At 70.4% G+C, this 17,062-nt stretch carries 11 protein-coding genes; 5 read left to right on the top strand and 6 right to left on the bottom strand.

Going from position 1 to position 17,062, the window contains the following annotated elements:
• The coding region (locus ACWEBX_RS01530) for a class F sortase (protein WP_451882875.1) at positions 1-499 on the top strand (499 nt) is incomplete at its 5' end.
• A 125-nt stretch (positions 500-624) separates the two neighbouring features.
• On the opposite strand, the gene ACWEBX_RS01525 is transcribed toward ACWEBX_RS01530, so the two are convergent.
• A complete protein-coding gene (locus ACWEBX_RS01525; protein WP_451882874.1) occupies positions 625-1,407 on the bottom strand; it encodes a sulfite exporter TauE/SafE family protein in 783 nt (260 codons plus the stop codon).
• Between the two features lie 261 nt (positions 1,408-1,668).
• Here ACWEBX_RS01525 and ACWEBX_RS01520 point away from each other — a divergent pair, with 261 nt between their 5' ends.
• Genes ACWEBX_RS01520 through nirD form a run of 3 tightly spaced genes read left to right on the top strand, consistent with a single transcriptional unit; the run spans position 1,669 to position 6,004 of the window.
• Complete coding sequence (locus ACWEBX_RS01520) at positions 1,669-3,039, top strand: NAD(P)/FAD-dependent oxidoreductase (protein WP_451882873.1); 1,371 nt, start codon at positions 1,669-1,671, stop codon at positions 3,037-3,039.
• Positions 3,039-5,645: a nitrite reductase large subunit NirB gene (gene nirB / locus ACWEBX_RS01515; protein ID WP_451882872.1), complete on the top strand. Its 2,607-nt coding sequence runs from the start codon at positions 3,039-3,041 to the stop codon at positions 5,643-5,645. The genes ACWEBX_RS01520 and nirB overlap by 1 nt, the downstream gene beginning before the upstream one ends.
• The gene (nirD, locus tag ACWEBX_RS01510; protein WP_451882871.1) at positions 5,642-6,004 is read left to right on the top strand and encodes a nitrite reductase small subunit NirD; all 363 of its coding nucleotides are present in this window, start codon (positions 5,642-5,644) and stop codon (positions 6,002-6,004) included. The genes nirB and nirD overlap by 4 nt, the downstream gene beginning before the upstream one ends.
• A 75-nt stretch (positions 6,005-6,079) precedes the next feature.
• Here nirD and ACWEBX_RS01505 read toward each other — a convergent pair whose 3' ends face one another.
• On the bottom strand, positions 6,080-7,009 hold the full coding sequence (locus ACWEBX_RS01505) for an oxidoreductase (RefSeq protein WP_451882870.1): 930 nt from the start codon (positions 7,007-7,009) through the stop codon (positions 6,080-6,082).
• 647 nt (positions 7,010-7,656) lie between these two features.
• On the opposite strand from ACWEBX_RS01505, the gene ACWEBX_RS01500 reads away from it, so the two are divergent.
• Complete coding sequence (locus ACWEBX_RS01500; protein ID WP_451882869.1) at positions 7,657-8,715, top strand: hypothetical protein; 1,059 nt, start codon at positions 7,657-7,659, stop codon at positions 8,713-8,715.
• On the opposite strand, the gene ACWEBX_RS01495 is transcribed toward ACWEBX_RS01500, so the two are convergent.
• The 4 genes from ACWEBX_RS01495 to ppdK all read right to left on the bottom strand — a co-directional run bounded on the left by ACWEBX_RS01495 (position 8,682) and on the right by ppdK (position 16,749).
• A complete protein-coding gene (locus tag ACWEBX_RS01495; protein ID WP_451882868.1) occupies positions 8,682-10,187 on the bottom strand; it encodes a hypothetical protein in 1,506 nt (501 codons plus the stop codon). The two genes, ACWEBX_RS01500 and ACWEBX_RS01495, sit on opposite strands and share 34 nt — an antisense overlap.
• Before the next feature lie 95 nt (positions 10,188-10,282).
• A complete protein-coding gene (locus tag ACWEBX_RS01490; protein ID WP_451882867.1) occupies positions 10,283-11,962 on the bottom strand; it encodes an LCP family protein in 1,680 nt (559 codons plus the stop codon).
• A 228-nt stretch (positions 11,963-12,190) separates the two neighbouring features.
• Positions 12,191-13,678, bottom strand: a complete 1,488-nt coding sequence (locus ACWEBX_RS01485) for a COG1470 family protein (protein WP_451882866.1) — start codon at positions 13,676-13,678, stop codon at positions 12,191-12,193.
• 329 nt (positions 13,679-14,007) lie between these two features.
• Positions 14,008-16,749 (bottom strand): pyruvate, phosphate dikinase, encoded by a 2,742-nt coding sequence (gene ppdK, locus ACWEBX_RS01480; protein ID WP_451882865.1) that lies wholly within the window; start codon positions 16,747-16,749, stop codon positions 14,008-14,010.
• Between the last annotated feature and the right edge of the window lie 313 nt (positions 16,750-17,062).

Below are 17,062 nucleotides of genomic sequence, written 5' to 3'. Positions count from 1 at the left end.
GGCCTCCGGGAAACCGGCGCGGTCCGCGGCCCCCTCGATGCCGCACTCCCCGCCGGACCGCATCCGCATCCCCGCGATCGGCGTGGACGCCCCGCTGATCGGCCTCGGTCTCACCCCGCAGGGCAGCCTGGACGTACCGCCCGCGCAGAAGAAGAACCTGGCCGGCTGGTACGAGGCGGGGACCAGCCCCGGTGAACGCGGCACCGCGATCGTGGCCGGGCACGTCGACAACGCGGAGGGCCCCGCCGTCTTCTACGACCTGGGCTCGCTCCGCAAGGGCGGCACGGTCGAGGTGGACCGGCTCGACGGCAGGACGGCCGTCTTCACCGTCGACGCCGTCGCGGTGTACGACTCCCGCTCCTTCCCCGACGCGAAGGTGTACGGCGCCGCGAACCGGCCCGAGCTGAGGGTCATCACCTGCGGCGGCGGCTACTCGCGGACGACGGGCTACCAGGGGAACGTGGTCGTCTTCGCCCACCTCGCGGGCAGCAGCCACTAGTCCGGAACGGACCGGAGCACGGCCGGGGGCCGGGCAGGTCACGGGCCGGGCAGATCACGGGCCGGGCAGATCACGGGCCGGGCAGGCCGTTGACGGCCGGCCCAGCCGCTTCGGGCGCCCCGGGTTCAGGCGAGCCACTGCTGGTACGCCAGGTTCGCCACCAGCGCGAACACCACCGTCAGCAGTACCCCCCGGACGAAGCCGCTGCCCTGCTTGAGCGCGGTCCGCGCCCCGACCATGCCGCCCGCCAGATTGAACACGGCCATCAGGGCGGCCAGTTCCCAGAACACCGTGCCCTTCCACGCGAAGGTCGCGAGGGCGCCCGCGTTGGTGCAGCAGTTGACGATCTTGGCGGTGGCGGAGGCGGTCACCAGGTCGAGGTGGAGCAGCGCGGTGAGCGCGAGCACGAGGAACGTGCCCGTGCCGGGGCCGATCAGCCCGTCGTAGAAGCCGATGCCGAGGCCCGCGAGACCGATCGCGGCGAGGACGCGGCGCGCGCTGACCGGGTTGGCCGGCGGCGCCGTGCCGAAGGCGGGCCGCAGGATCACGAAGGTGCCGACGGCGAGCAGGACGACCATGACGACCGGTTTGAGCACGTCGGTGCTCAGCCCGGCCGCGACGAACGCGCCCGCCGTCGAACCGGCGAGGGCCGCGAGGCCGATCCGTACCGCCAGGCGCACATCCACGCGTGTCTTGCGCGCGTACGTCACGGCGGCGCCCGTGGTGCCGACGATCGCGACCGCCTTGTTCGTGCCGAGCGCGTACGCCGCCGGGGTGCCGGCGGGCAGCCCGAGCAGCATGGCGGGCAGCAGGAGCAGCCCGCCGCCGCCGACCACCGCGTCGATCCAGCCGGCCGCCAGGGCGGCGGCACAGAGCACAAGCATCATGGTCAGCGATATGTCGGGCATGATCGCGACCCTATGGGACGGATGCGTGCGCGCTGCACGGACCCCGGAAGGCTTGAGCGATTCCAGAGGTTCGCCGGGTCGGTTCCGCCGGGTCGGCCGGGCGAGTCCGGACAGCGCACCCGCCCGGCCAGGCCCTCACAGCCCGCCCGGCACTCGCCGCCAGGCCCCTCACACCACCGCCCCGCCCTCGCTGAGGGCAGCGTTCCTCCCGGGAAACAGGGGTGATGCCACCGGGTAACACCGGCACCGCACGGTGTGGTCATGACCTCGAATACGCGTGTGGTGGTGATCGGCGCCGGCCTCGCGGGCGTCCGGCTCGCCCGGCGGATCGGTGAGCTCGGCGGGTCCGCGCTGGTCGTCGGCGAGGAGGAGCACCGGCCCTACAACCGGGTGCTGCTCGCCGAGGTACTGGCCGGACGCTACGAGCCGGAGGTGATCTCGCTCCCGGCCCCGCCGGAGCTGGTCCGCGCCCGGGTCACCGCCATCGACCGCCTCGCGCGGACCGTGCGCTGCGCGGACGGCACGGAGATCGCATACGACACACTGGTCCTGGCCACCGGCTCCAACCCGGTACTGCCGCCGCTGCGCGGCCTGTTCACGGACGTGCACCTCGCATCGACACACCGGGCAGGCGATCCGGCCCGCTTCCCCGGCCGGGGGTCCGGGGGTCGTCCCCCGGGAAGGCACAGCACCCCGGACCACGAACTGCCCGAGGGCGTCCACGCGTTCCGCACCATGGACGACTGCCTGGGCCTGTCGAAGGCGCTGCGGCCGGGGGTGCGGGCGGTCGTCGTCGGCGGCGGTCTGCTGGGCGTCTCCGCGGCCCGCGCGCTCGCCGTGCGCGGCGCCCAGGTGGTCCTCGCCCAGCAGGCCGAGCGGCTCATGGAGCGCCAGCTCGACCCGAACGCCTCGAAACTGGTGCTGCGGCATCTGCTGGACCTCGGCGTCGAGGTGCACACCGAGTGCCGGGTGCGGGACGTGTGCTGCCTGGGCGGCGCGGTCCGCTCGGTGGAACTGGCCGACGGCTACGCGCTGGACGCCGACCTGGTGGTGCTGGCCTGCGGGGTGCACCCGCGGGCGGGCCTGGCCAAGGAGGCCGGGCTCGCCGTCCACAAGGGTGTCCTCGTCGACGACGAACTGCGCACCAGCGACCCGCACATCCGCGCCGTCGGCGACTGCGCCCAGCACGGCGGGACCCTCTACGGGCTCGCCGCGCCCGCCCTCGAACAGGCGGACACGCTGGCCGAATTGCTCGTGGGGGACGTGAACGCCCGCTACACCGGCACCCGTTCCCTGACCCGGCTCACCCTGACCGGACGGGACACCCCCGCCGGCCTCGCCCCCGGCGGTCCCACCCCCGCCGGTCTCACCCGCTCCCGGCTCGCGCCCTTCGACCTCGCGGCGTTCGGCGAGACCGAGCCGCGCCCCGGCGACGACGTCGTCCAGCTCGCGGACGCCACCCGCGGCACCTACCGCAAGGTCGTCGTCCGCGACGACCGCCTCGTCGGCGGGGTTCTCGTCGGCGAACTCGGCACCGTCGGCGCGCTCGCCCGCGCCTGGGAGGGAGCGGAGCCGCTCCCCGCGGACGGCGCCCCCCTGCTCCACCTGCTCACCAACGATGGAGGCTCCTGATGACTGCCACCCCGGGGGCCATCCCCACGATCGTGCTCGTCGGCCACGGTATGGTCGGCCAGCGCTTTCTCGAAGGGCTCGCCGAACGCGGCCTGACCGCCACGCACCGCGTGGTCGTGCTGTGCGAGGAACCGCGCCCCGCCTACGACCGCGTCGCCCTCACCTCGTACTTCTCGGGGAAGACCCCCGAGGACCTCTCCATGACAGACATGGGGTTCATCCGCGAGCACGGCATCGAGCTGCACGTCGGCGACCCGGCCGAGTCGGTCGACCGGGGCGCGCGCACCGTGACGTCCAGGTCCGGGCTGACGGTCGGCTACGACACACTCGTGCTGGCCACCGGTTCCTTCCCCTTCGTCCCGCCGGTCCCCGGCAAGGACGCCGAGGGCTGTTTCGTCTACCGCACGATCGAGGACCTGCTCGCCATCGAGGCGTACGCGAAGTCGCGGGCGACGACCGGAGCCGTCGTCGGCGGCGGTCTGCTGGGCCTGGAGGCGGCGGGCGCGCTCAACGGCCTCGGACTCACCAGCCACATCGTGGAGTTCGCGCCCCGGCTGATGCCGGTGCAGGTCGACGAGGGCGGCGGGGCCGCGCTCCTGCGCACGATCGAGGAGATGGGCCTGTCCGTCCACACGGGTGTGGGCACACAGGAGATCGTGGTCGGCGAGGACGGCGCGGTCACCGGCATGAAGCTCTCCGACGGCTCCGAACTCGCCACCGACCTGGTGGTGTTCTCCGCCGGCGTCCGCCCCCGGGACCAACTGGCCCGCGACTGCGGTCTGACGGTCGGCGAGCGCGGGGGCATCAGCGTCGACGAGCAGTGCCGTACCGTCGCCGACCCGCGGGTGTTCGCGATCGGCGAGTGCGCGCTGGCGGCGGACGGCCGGGTGTACGGCCTGGTGGCGCCGGGCTACGAGCAGGCGGAGACGGCCGCGGCGACCATCGCCGAGGACGAGAAGGCGTTCACGGGCGCGGACCTGTCCACCAAGCTCAAGCTGCTGGGTGTCGACGTGGCGTCCTTCGGCGACGCGCACGGCACCACCGAGGACTGCCTGGACGTCGTCTACTCCGACTCCCGAGCGGGCCTGTACAAGAAGCTGGTCATCGGCCGGGACGGCACGCTGCTCGGCGGCATCCTGGTCGGCGACGCAGAGGCGTACGGCACGCTGCGCGCGTTCACCGGCTCGGTCCCTCCGGTGTCCCCCGAGTCCCTGGTCCTGCCCGCGGGCGCGGGCGCCCCGGTGCAGCTCGGTCCCTCCGCGCTGCCGGACGAGGCGGTGATCTGCTCCTGCCACAACGTCACCAAGGGCGCGATCCGCGGCGCGGTGACCGAGCACTCCTGCACCACCGTTCCCGAGGTCAAGAAGTGCACCAAGGCCGGTACGGGCTGCGGCAGTTGCGTCAAGGTGCTCGGCCAGCTCGTCACCGCCGAGCTGGAGGCGAGCGGCGTCGAGGTCGACAAGGGCCTGTGCGGCTGCTTCGGGCAGACCCGCGAGGAGCTGTACGAGATCGTCCTGGCGCTCAGGATCACCTCGTACCGGACGCTGCTGGACCGGTACGGCCGTGCGGACGCCCGGGGCGGTGACGGCTGCGAGGTCTGCAAGCCCGCCGTCGGCTCGGTCATCGCCTCCCTCGCGCCCACGATCGGCGCCGACGGCTACGTCCTGGAGGGCGAACAGGCCGCGCTCCAGGACACCAACGACCACTTCCTCGCCAACCTCCAGAAGAACGGCTCGTACTCGATCGTGCCGCGCATCCCCGGCGGCGAGATCACTCCCGAGAAGCTCATCGTGATCGGCGAGGTGGCACGGGACTTCGGGCTCTACACGAAGATCACCGGTGGTCAGCGGATCGACCTGTTCGGTGCGCGGGTGGAGCAACTCCCTCTGATCTGGGCGCGGCTGGTGGACGCCGGCTTCGAGTCCGGGCACGCGTACGGGAAGTCGCTGCGGACGGTGAAGTCCTGCGTCGGGCAGACCTGGTGCCGGTACGGCGTGCAGGACTCGGTCCGGATGGCGATCGACCTGGAGCTGCGCTACCGGGGTCTGCGGTCCCCGCACAAGCTGAAGTCGGCGGTGTCGGGCTGTGCCCGCGAGTGCGCCGAGGCCCAGTCGAAGGACTTCGGCATCATCGCCACCTCCAACGGCTGGAACCTGTACGTCGGCGGCAACGGCGGCGCGACCCCGCGCCACGCGGACCTGCTGGCGCAGGACCTGTCCGACGCCGAACTGGTCCGTCTCATCGACCGGTTCCTGATGTTCTACATCCGCACCGCGGACCGTCTGGAGCGCACCTCGACCTGGCTGGAGCGGATTCCCGGCGGTCTCGACCATGTCCGCGAGGTGGTCGTGGAGGACTCGCTCGGCATCTGCGAGGAGCTGGAGTCGCTGATGACCGCGCATGTCGCCAACTACCGGGACGAGTGGGCCGAGACCATCAACGACCCGGAGAAGCTGGGCCGGTTCGTGTCCTTCGTGAACGCCCCCGACACCCCGGACCCGGTCGTCGGCTTCGTCCCCGAGCGCGACCAGATCAAGCCCGACCTGCCCCTGCTGACCATCGGACACCGCCCCCTTGAGGCTCTGGAAGGAAGTGCCCAGCGATGACCCTGGCCCCCGAGACGACCCGGCCGGCGACGGCCCTCACGCTCCAGCTCCTGCTGGAGGACGACTGGTTCACGGTCTGCGAGCTGTCCCTGCTGACTCCGGGCCGGGGAGTCGCCGCTCTCCTCCCGGACGGCCGCCAGGTCGCCCTGTTCACCGACCGAGCGGGACGGGCGTACGCGATCGACAACCGTGATCCGTTCAGCGGGGCCGCGGTGCTCTCCCGCGGTCTGACCGGCACCCACCGGGGCCGCCCGTTCGTCGCCTCCCCGCTCCTCAAGCAGCGCTTCGACCTGGAGTCCGGGCGGTGCCTGGACGACGAGGAGGTACAGGTGGCGACGTACGAGGTGCGGGCCGCCTGACCGGCCGGTCCGGCACCTCGCTCCGGAGTGCCGGCCGGGCCCGCGACGCGCGTCCGGACCCGGGGTGTGCGGCCGTCAGCCCTTGAGACCCTCGTAGACGACACCCGTGAGCCGCTCCGAGGCGGCCCAGAGCAGCTCCGCGCGGGTGTCGTCGCGGGTCCGGCCGGCCCGCCAGGACGTCGAGGGCGAGCCGCGCCACATCGCGAAGGACGGTCCGACGAAGGTGTCGGGCCGTACGCCGGGCGCGGTGGCCGCGTACAGCGTCGGCAGCGCCCCGGCCTCGGCGCTCTGTCCGAGGACGCGGTTGCCGATCTCCATCAGCCGCTCGGCGCCCTTGCGCCCCTCGAGCCGGGGCCCGGCGGTCTGCAGGTTGGTGGAGGCGTACCCGGGGTGCGCCGCGGCCGCGACGACATCGGACCCGATGGCGGACAGCCGCCGCGCGAGCTCGTGCGTGAAGAGGAGATTGGCGCTCTTGGAGCGGCCGTAGGCGATCCACTTGCGGTAGGTCCCCCTCTCGCCGTCGAGGTCGTCGGGATCGGGGTCCGCCAGGACGTGCATCATGCTCGACACGGTGACGATCCGCGCGCCGGGGGTCGTCGCGATCGCCGGGAACAGCAGCCCGGTGAGCGCGAAGTGCCCCAGGTGATTGACGCCGATCTGCGTCTCGAACCCGTCCGCCGTCGTCCCCTGCGGCAGCGCCATCACGCCCGCGTTGTTCACGAGCAGGTCGAGGCGGTCGTAGGAGAAGGAGTCCGCGAACTCCCGTACGGACGCGAGGTCCCCGAGGTCGAGCCGGCCGACCTCGACCTCGGCGCCGGGAACCTCTACGGCTATCCGCTCGGCCGCCGCCCTGCCGCGCGCCTCGCTGCGGCAGGCGAGGACCACCCGGGCCCCGTGGCGCGCCAGTTCGCGCGCGGTGACGAGACCGAGCCCGCTGTTGGCCCCGGTGACAACGGCGACCCTCCCCCGCTGCCCGGTTATGTCCTTCGCACCCCAGCCACCCATGCCCCGCTCCTCCCACTGCTGCGCCGTCGGCCCCAGCCTACGGACGCCGCTCCGCCCGGCGCACACCCCTCCGGATCCCGTACCGCGGGTCCGCCCCGACCGCTTTCGAAGTCCCCGCACTCCGAAGGGCAACACCGGGCCCGGCGCCCGCGTTGCGGGGTGCAACGACCGGGTGAACAGTGGATATGTGGGCCCGGTCCGCAACGGATGAAACCAGAACCCCACGAAGCGCAACTGGAACCACCATGGCCAGAACCTCCAGGCGACGTGCCGTCCACAGCGTCAACGCATCCTTCTTGGCCGCGACACTCGCATTTCCAGCCGGTCTGACAAGTGCGATAGCAGGGCTTCAGCCCCCTGGTGCGAGCAGGTCGTCGGCAGTCGAGACATCACCTCCTCCTTCACCGGGGGACAGTCCGCCTCCCTCGTCGACGCCGAGCGACACGCCTACGCCCAGCGCTACGACCCCCACACCGACCGGCACACCTACGCCCAGCGGCACCACCTCCCCACCGAGTGGTGCGTCGTCGGATCAGGAGCACACACCGAGTTCTGACCAGTCGTCACAGCCGCCGGGTTCCGGTGACACGGAGCAGGGCGAGGACACCGACCCCCTCACGGATCAAAGGAAACAGATCGATGGCACCGTGACGCGTCTGAACGCGACGAGGGGAGACGTTCCCGAGGAGCTCGCTCCGACTGTCGACGAACTGACCACCACGCTCGAAGCGGTCAAGGACCCCGAGACGTCGCTGCGGGACCGCCAGGGGGTCATCGAGAGCGTCGAGCATCTGACCATCGCGCTGTCGGCCACCGGTGACGACAGCACGTCTCCGCAGCTCCGGAAACAGCTCACCGCACTCGTGAAGCAGGTGTCCTCCGCGCTGAAGGTGGGATACGACGCGCAGGTGCCGTCCGGGACGCGGTCCTCTGTTCTCTTGGTCATGAAGCGCACGACCTCCGCGCTGGACATGATCTGCGACTCCCGGACACCGGCGGAGCTGCGGGAAAAGCTGCTGACGATCACGGACGGGCTGAGCAGCGCGGTCACGGGCGACCACCAGACGGCCTCGCTCCGGGGGTTCGAGGAGCACATGGGCGTCGCGCAGGCAGACGCCGCCACCACCCCGGACACGTCCCCGGCGAGTGCGGCCGCGGCAATGCCTCCGAAGTACCGGAACGAGCTCGTTCAGCTCGTGTCCGAGCAGAACGAGAAGCTGCAGGTGTTCAACAGTCCCGAGTCCTCGTCGAAGGACCGGGCCGAAGCCGAGAAGGACATGCGGGACCGGTCCGCTCGCATCAGCGACAAGCAGGAGGAGGCGGCCTCGGCCCAGGGACGGCCGGAGGATCCTCTCGGCAAGGCGGCCGAGACCTGCACCACCGCCATATTCCAGTCGTCGGCCGGGGACGAACTCCCCGAGGAGCTGAAGGACCTGGTTCCCGGCAGTTGGCGCCCGGACGGAGTCAAGGACTTCTGGAAGTCCAAGGAAAAGAGCAACGTCCTGCTCGACGTCCTCGCGGAGTTGCAGAACAACAAGAACGTCCACGCACCGATCAGGATCGCACCGCTCGTCACCGAACTCGCCAAGGTCGTTCCGAGGGAAGATCTGTGGTCCACCATCGGCGAGCGGGCCTCCTACTGCCGGTCGACCGCCGCTTACCTCGACGAGGACTACGGGGTCGCCGTCGGTACCTGGCTCGAATAACCCGGCGGCAGCACGACGGGGGGCGGAGCCAGCAGCTCCGCGAGGGAGACCTCGTAACTCATGTGCGCCTTCGCGACCCCGTATCTTTCCAGCTCCCTCTTCGCCTCCTGCGTCAGATTCGTCTCCCCTTTGAAATCGAACGGGGAAATGAACGACTCGGGGTCGAGTCTCGGGGACCAGATCGCCGTCACATAGCGCGGCTTGCGCGTCAGATTCACAAGGTTGTCGTTGTGCCGCACTCTCCCGTGGTAAATGATCTGCGGAAAACACCCCTGTTCCGGGGGGCAGTAGTATCGCCCGGCATGCTCGTCCCATGAATAGTGGGGAATTCTGAAATCCTCCACGCCGAGCTTCCCTCGGTCCTTCCTCATGTACGAGATCGTCAGGTCGATGCTCAGGATGTCGTACTTGGCGTCCTTGGGAAGCTGGACCACATGCTTGCGATGGTATTCCTCCCCGATTTCGAGCCGGCTGCCCGGGCCGTAGAAATGCCCGCTGCTGATCGTGGTGTACCTGAGTTTACGGACATAGAGCTCCGCTTCTCCCGAGTCTTCTCCCCGTTGCCCCGAACTCTCGCGCCAGTCCCGCATGAGGTCACGGTCGGCAGGGTTCCTGGAGTACACAGCAGCTCTGCCGGAGACTCTGTAGCTGTCATTCAGGATGTACACCGGAATCCCTCCGGTGTTCTTCATGTAAAGCGTCAGTGGGACCTGAAGAAACCCGAGCGAACGATCCACCCGAGACCGCCCGAACTCCGCCTTCAGAGTGAGGTGCATCGGGGCCGCCGCGGGCTGGTACATCGTCGAGTACGCCAGGCTGAGGAGGGTCAGGAGCGCCGTGGCAGCCACCCCGGCCGCGAACCTCCTGGGCTGCGGGACTTCCTTCCACGACCTGTTCCGCACAAGAAGGCACAGGGCCCACAGAGACCAGCACCAAAGGAGCATGAAAACCGGTACATAAGGCGTGAACTCCGTCTCCTGGAACCACATGAACAGCAGCACGCTGTCGGTGGCCAGCGCGACGAGCACGCCGAGCAGGACGATCGCCCCGGAGGCACGGAACTGCCGTTTCCCCCCGTAGTCGAGTGCCGCGACGGCCGCCGCGCCCAGCACCGCGCCCGACAGGATGAACAGGACCCCGTTGATCCGCTGCGCGAAGGTCAGGGCCCCGAAGGCGTCCGGCCACCCGACGGCCACGCCGAGGGCCATGGACGCGAGCAGCCCGACCACCATGAGCACGGTGACCGCGTGCCGCCTCCCCGCGCGGTCGGGCCACGTCCCGCTGTCGCCTCCACGCCAGCAGAGGATCGCCCGATCCTCCAGATCCAGGCCCTCCGGGTGACCGAGGCGCCGGAGGATCCTGCGCAGTCCGGCCGCCGACCAGGCATGGCCCACCGTCTCTCCGCCGACGACGACCCGCCGCAGCCCACGGCTGTCCGGCGGCTCGACGACGACCCAGGGACGGATGCTCATGGACCCAGGCTGGAACCCGCGACGACCCGGTGCACGCGGAGCTACCCCGTTCGGCCCCCGTCAGCCCCGGGCGCGGCGCGCGTGTCCGCCGGCCGTCATCCGACGCACTCGTTCTTGTCGGCGTGTGACTGCGGGACGTCGACCGGGGGCTTCGCCGGGCCGGTGACGGGCACTCCGGGGCCCTTGAAGTCGCCCCCGAGGGTCAGGATCATGTCGGTGCCGGCCGGTGAGCCGTCCGTACCGGGGTGCAGCGCCGAGGCGGACAGGCCCATCATCGCGGCGAGGGCCCGTGCCTGGTCCGCCTGGTCGGGACCGTAGGCCAGGGTCGTACGCTCCTGCCGCGCGCCGGGGGCGTTGCCGCCGTTGGTGGAGTGGGCGACGCCCTTGGTGTTCCGCAGCCAGTCCAGGGTGGTCTGCGCGGAGCCCTGGGGGCCGCCCCCGTTGTAGACGGTGACCCCGATCCGCGACGGGTCCGCCTTGGGGCCCTTCAGCCTGGCGTCGGAGGCTTCGGGCTTCTTCGGGACCTCGGTCAGCGAGACGTCGTTCTTGAGCGCCGAGAACAGCGTGGGCGCCCGGGTCCCGTCGACCACGACGGTCCGGTGGTTCTTCCCCTCGGCCGGGTTGTCGACGACCGGCAGCGTCGTGAAGGTGATGTGCTCGGGATCGACCTGGTTGAGGTCCTTGGCGAGGGCGGTGAGTTTGTCGACACCGCCGATCCCGGTGTCCACCGTGAGCGACTTGGTGGCCGCGTTCGCCAGCTTGAAAAGCTTCCCCGGATCGGTGAGGGTGTTGCCGGACTTCATCCGGCGGATCATCGAACTCAGGAACTGCTTCTGAAGGTCGATGCGGTCGAGGTCGCTGCCGTTCTTCAGCGAGTGACGGGTCCTGACGAACTGCAGGGCCTGTTCGCCCTGGACGGTGTGCGGGCCGGCGGGCAGGCGCAGATGGGAGCCCTGACCCCGCTCGTCCGTGTCGTCGATGGCGTGGGTGAGGCAGATCGGTACGCCCCCGACGGCCGTGGAGAGGGTCTTCACCGCCTCGAAGTTGACCAGGATGAAGTGGTCGACCGGCAGGCCCGTGAGCGCGGTGACGGTCCGCATGGTGCAACCCGGGTCGCGGCCCGCCTGCCCGAGGCTCTCGTTGAAGCGCGGACTGTACGTCGCCTTGGGCGTCCCCTTGACCGTCCGGACGGAGCCGTCCTTCTGCTTGGTCGGACAGTCCGGGATGCCGGTGACCATGTCGCGCGGGATGCTCATCGCCGTCGCGTTCGACCGGTCCTTCGCCACGTGGAAGAGGATCGTCGTGTCGGCGTGGCCCACGCTGCCGGCGTCCCCGTACTTCCCGCCCAGACCTATGCGGCTGTCGGAGCCGATGACCAGGATGTTCACGGCGTCGTCGCTGGTCGCGTTCTTGCTGCCCGCGGAGCCGACGTCCACCGTGCTGATGTTGCCGTTGAGGTGCCGGTACAGCAGGTAAGCCCCGGTACCGCCCGCCAGCAGCACGAACCCCAGCGTCCCCGCGGTCCACATCAGGACCTTCCGTTTCGTGGACCGCTCGGCTTTCCGGGACCTCACCGCGCCGCGACGACGGCTGCCCCGGCCCGGCTCCGGCGCGGGCCGCCCCTCCCCCTCGCGACGCGTGCGGCTCCGTCTCTGCGCCGGCACCGTGGCGGCCGGCGCGTCACCGGCTCCTGTCTCCAGCCGGTACTCACCGGTCTCCGGTTCGAGGACCCACTGGTCCGCGGGGTCGATGTTCCTGCCGCCTTGCGTGTCCACGGTCCTCCGTCTGTGCTGCGCCGCCAGCAGGGGGTCCTGCCACCCGGCCCCTGCCGGATCGACCCCGCGGCCGACTCCGGGATGCCCGTTCAGACATTCGAATGCGACCGATGGTTGCCCTCAGGCGACGCACAACAGCCGTACAGAAACCAAGCCTTGACAGAACTCGGCCGCCCGCGGGGGCACAAGGAGGGCGCACCGGCTCCGGGGGACCCCCCGGACGACGTGTCAGTTCCCGCCGCGGGGCCGTCGGGAGAGTGCTACGGCCACACCACCGGCCAGCAACAGCGCGCCGGCCGCCCAGACGGTCCAGCCGCCGCCGAATCCGGTGTCGGCCAGCGGTCCGGACCCTGCGGAAGGGCCGCCCGCGGAGCCGCCCTGCGCCGGCCGCAGCGTCAGCGCCGCGCTGTCGTTGGAGGCATCGGGGTCGAACCCTTTGAAGAATTCCTGCGTGCGGACCTGGCCCGTGGAGACAGCCGGGGTACGGGGGCCGATCGCGACGGTGAACGACAGGACGTGTCTGTCCCCCGGGACGGGGTCGCCGAAATAGCACTCGTAGGAGGACAGGCCCATCCGGGGGCCGTGGTAGGACCCGTCCGTGCCCGGCGGGTAGCAGTTGTGCGGGATCTTCGTGGCCTTCGTGCCCGGCGGCAGTTTGACGAAGACCGAGAGGCCGATGTCGTCGTCGAGGAGGTCCTCCACCACCGCCGGCCCATGGTCGGCCACCGTGGCGTGCAGCGTGGCGTGACCGCCGCGCCGCCCGGTGACGGTGTCCCCGGTGACGGCGAAGTCGACGTGGTTGACGCTGTCGACGTAGGTGGTGAAGGAGGGCTCATGGTTCCCGTCGGGCGGCATCGCGCCGTCGGGGACCAGGGTCAGCGGGGTCCCGGGGCCGTTCGCCGGGGCGGCGCCGGTCAGCGCGGTGACGTCGTAGAAGATCTTGTCGCGCCAGGCCTCGTCGCCGACCCTGACGCGCAGCGGCGACGACAACGCGTACTGCCGGCCGGGCTCCACCGGGGTGGGGAAGTCGCACAGGGTCTCGTGCACGATGTGCCCCCCACGGCCGCCCGCGGACACCTCGCGGCAGTTGGCCCAGGAGTTCTGGAAGTGCAGCCCGGCGGTGGTGTCGATCCGCAGCCTCACTCCCTTGGCAGCCGGGAGCCGGCCGGTGTTCCACACGGTGAGCGGAAAGGTCAGCGTGTCGCCCGGCACCTGGTCAAGCTGCTCGGCGGACTCGCTCACCTTCAGCTGCGTCTTGCCGTTGGTCAGGGTGAGGTGGTCACCCGTGACGGTGGCGTCCGACGCCGTGCCGGAGACGGTCACGGTGCCGCTGCTGCCGATGGCCGCACCGGGCTTCGGCACCAGCGTGATGGCGTGGGAGTCCGAGGTGGCGGACGCCAGGTCCAGCGTGCAGAGGTTGCCGTCGCAGTGCTCCGACGGTGCCGGCTCGGCGAAGTCGGACACTCCGGACAGGTCGACGGCCAGGTGGACGTGGTGTGCCGCGCCCCCGCCGGCCACCTTCCACCGGTAGGCCACGAACGCGTTCGCCGGCTCCGTCCCGATGAAGATCTCGTGCTCGACGAACCGGACCGTCATCCCACGTGCGCCGTCCGCCGCGTCGGCGCGGGCCGGACCCGTGCCGAACACCCCCGCCACCAGCGCCAGCGTGCCCGCCGCCGCTGTCGCGACCGCGCGCACCCATGATCTTCGTGCCATCCGCCCCAGACCTTCCCGTGCGCCGGAAGGGTCCCGGCCCGCCGTGCTTCACAGGTGTGACCCGCGAGGTGCGGAATTGGTTGCGGCCGGCCGGGCCCGGGTGTCCGCGCCGCTGGGCACGATGTGACGTGGTCCAGGAGGCCGGACACGGATGATCACAGTCGTCGACCTGTCGCGCTCAGGCTCAACCGCCCACAACACCGTCGGTGATGCACGAAAGGGCGACACCCCCGCACAGGGTGCCGCCCCTTCCGTGAGCCGGAGCCGCCGCCCATCGGTCTTGAGGGTCGGGGACAGGCGGCGGCTCCGGGGTCTTGACGCCGTCCGGGCTAGCGGTGGTCGCTGCCCTTCGAGGTGGAGGCCGCGCGGCCCGCTTCCAGGCGGGCGACCGGGATGCGGAACGGGGAGCAGGAGACGTAGTCGAGTCCCACCTCGTGGAAGAAGTGGACCGACTCGGGGTCTCCGCCGTGCTCGCCGCAGACGCCGAGCTTCAGGTCGGGGCGCGTCTCGCGGCCCGCCTGCACCGCGGACTTCACCAGGGAGCCGACGCCGTCCCTGTCGATCGTCTCGAACGGGCTGACGCCGAAGATGCCCTTCTCCAGGTACGCCGTGAAGAAGGAGGCCTCCACGTCGTCGCGGCTGAAGCCCCACACCGTCTGGGTCAGGTCGTTCGTGCCGAAGGAGAAGAACTCCGCCGCCTCGGCGATCTGGCCGGCCGTCAGCGCGGCCCGCGGCAGCTCGATCATCGTGCCGATCGCCAGCTTCAGCCGCACACCGGTGGCCGCCTCGACCTCCGCGATGACCTGGTCGGCCTCCTCGCGGACGATCTCCAGCTCCTGGACCGTGCCGACGAGCGGGATCATGATCTCCGCGCGCGGGTCGCCCTTGGCGTTCTTGCGCTCGGCGGCCGCCTCCGCGATGGCCCGTACCTGCATGGTGAACAGACCGGGGATGACGAGGCCGAGGCGCACACCGCGCAGGCCCAGCATCGGGTTCGCCTCGTGCAGACGGTGCACTGCCTGGAGCAGGCGCAGGTCGTTCTCGTTGGCGTCCTTGCGGGACTCGGCGAGCGCGACGCGCACCGACAGCTCGGTGATGTCCGGCAGGAACTCGTGCAGCGGCGGGTCCAGCAGACGGACGGTGACCGGGAGGCCGTCCATCGCCGAGAGCAGGTCCACGAAGTCCTGCTTCTGGAGCGGCAGGAGCGCCTTCAGCGACTCCTCGCGCTCGGTGTCCGTGTCCGCGAGGATCAGCCGCTCCACGAGCTCGCGGCGGTCGCCGAGGAACATGTGCTCGGTGCGGCACAGGCCGATGCCCTGGGCGCCGAAGCGGCGGGCCCGCAGCGCGTCCTCGGCGTTGTCGGCGTTGGCGCGTACGCGCAGGCTGCGCTTGCGGTCGGCGAAGGCCATGATCCGGTGGACGGCCTCGACCAGCTCGTCGGCGTCGTCGGCTCCGGCGTGCATCCGGCCCTCGAAGTACTCGACGACCGGGGACGGGACGACGGGGACCTCACCGAGGTACACCTTGCCGCTGGAGCCGTCGATCGAGATGAGGTCGCCCTCCTCGACGACGTGCCCGCCGGGCACGGTCATCCGGCGGCGCTTGGTGTCGACCTCCAGCTCCTCGGCGCCGCAGACACAGGTCTTGCCCATGCCGCGCGCGACGACGGCCGCGTGGGAGGTCTTGCCGCCGCGCGAGGTGAGGATGCCCTCGGCCGCGATCATGCCGTCGAGGTCGTCGGGGTTCGTCTCACGGCGGACGAGGATGACCTTCTCGCCGGAGCGGGACCACTTCACCGCGGTGTACGAGTCGAAGACCGCCTTGCCGACCGCGGCGCCCGGCGACGCGGCGATGCCCCGGCCGACCTGCGCGACCTTCGCGTCCTCGTCGAAGCGCGGGAACATGAGCTGCGCGAGCTGGGCGCCCGTCACCCGCTGGAGCGCCTCGGCCTCGTCGATCAGGCCCTGGTCCACGAGCTGCGTGGCGATACGGAAGGCCGCGCCCGCCGTGCGCTTGCCGACACGCGTCTGGAGCATCCAGAGCTGGCCGCGCTCGATGGTGAACTCGATGTCGCAGAGATCCTTGTAGTGGTTCTCCAGGGTCTCCATGATCTGCATGAGCTGGTCGTACGACTTCTTGTCGATCGACTCCAGCTCGGCGAGCGGCACCGTGTTGCGGATACCGGCGACGACGTCCTCGCCCTGGGCGTTCTGGAGGTAGTCGCCGTAGACGCCCTGGTGGCCGGAGGCGGGGTCGCGGGTGAAGGCGACGCCGGTGCCGGAGTCGGGGCCGAGGTTGCCGAAGACCATCGAACAGATGTTGACGGCCGTGCCGAGGTCGCCCGGAATGCGCTCCTGGCGGCGGTAGAGCTTGGCGCGCTCGGTGTTCCAGGACTCGAAGACCGCCTTGATGGCGAGGTCCATCTGCTCGCGCGGGTCCTGCGGGAAGTCCCGGCCGGCCTCGGTCTTGACGATCTTCTTGAACTTGGTGACGAGCTTCTTGAGGTCGGCCGCCTCCAGGTCCGTGTCGACGGTGACCTTCTTGAGGTCCTTCGCCGCGTCCAGGGCCTCTTCGAAGAGTTCGCCGTCCACGCCGAGGACCGTCTTGCCGAACATCTGGATGAGGCGGCGGTAGGAGTCCCACGCGAAGCGGTCGTCGCCGGCCTGCCGGGACAGGCCCAGCACGGACTTGTCGGAGAGCCCGATGTTCAGGACGGTGTCCATCATGCCGGGCATGGAGAACTTGGCCCCGGAGCGGACGGAGACGAGCAGGGGGTCGTCCGCCTGGCCGAGCTTCTTGCCCATCTTGGCTTCGAGGGCCTCGAGGTGCGCACTCACCTCGTCACGCAGTGCCGCCGGCTCCTCGCCACTGCCGAGGTACGTCTTGCACGCCTCGGTGGTGATGGTGAAGCCGGGCGGGACGGGGAGACCCAGGTTGGTCATTTCGGCGAGGTTGGCACCCTTGCCCCCGAGCAGGTCCTTGAGGTCCCTGTTGCCCTCGGTGAAGTCATAAACGAACTTCGCTCCACCAACGCCGTTTTCGGCTACCTGGGGATCTTTGTTTTCCGACACGAGTCTCGACTCCTCGACGTCGCGGTGGCTGCCCTGACGACGGGGAACATACCCAGATCGAAGGCGTCTGGGTACGTCCACTTGCGCGTCATGCGCCTGTAACCACTCGTCCGCCACCAGATCCAAAGTCAAGGGTTGGCAAGTCATCGGGCCCCGATGTTTTCACTTCTTGAACGATCAAGGCCCCACAAGGCGCCTATTCCGCTCAGGTGAGCGCCGTTCGGCACGTCTGAGTTTAATCGATGAACGATCAGAGGGTGGCACTGAGTGCCACCCCTTAGGGAAGTGCACCCGCCCAAGATCCGCTCATCTG

The organism is Streptomyces sp. NPDC005070, from assembly GCF_053600395.1.
The sequence above is the reverse complement of the archived record's forward strand: the minus strand, read 5'-3'. Positions and strand labels throughout refer to the sequence as shown.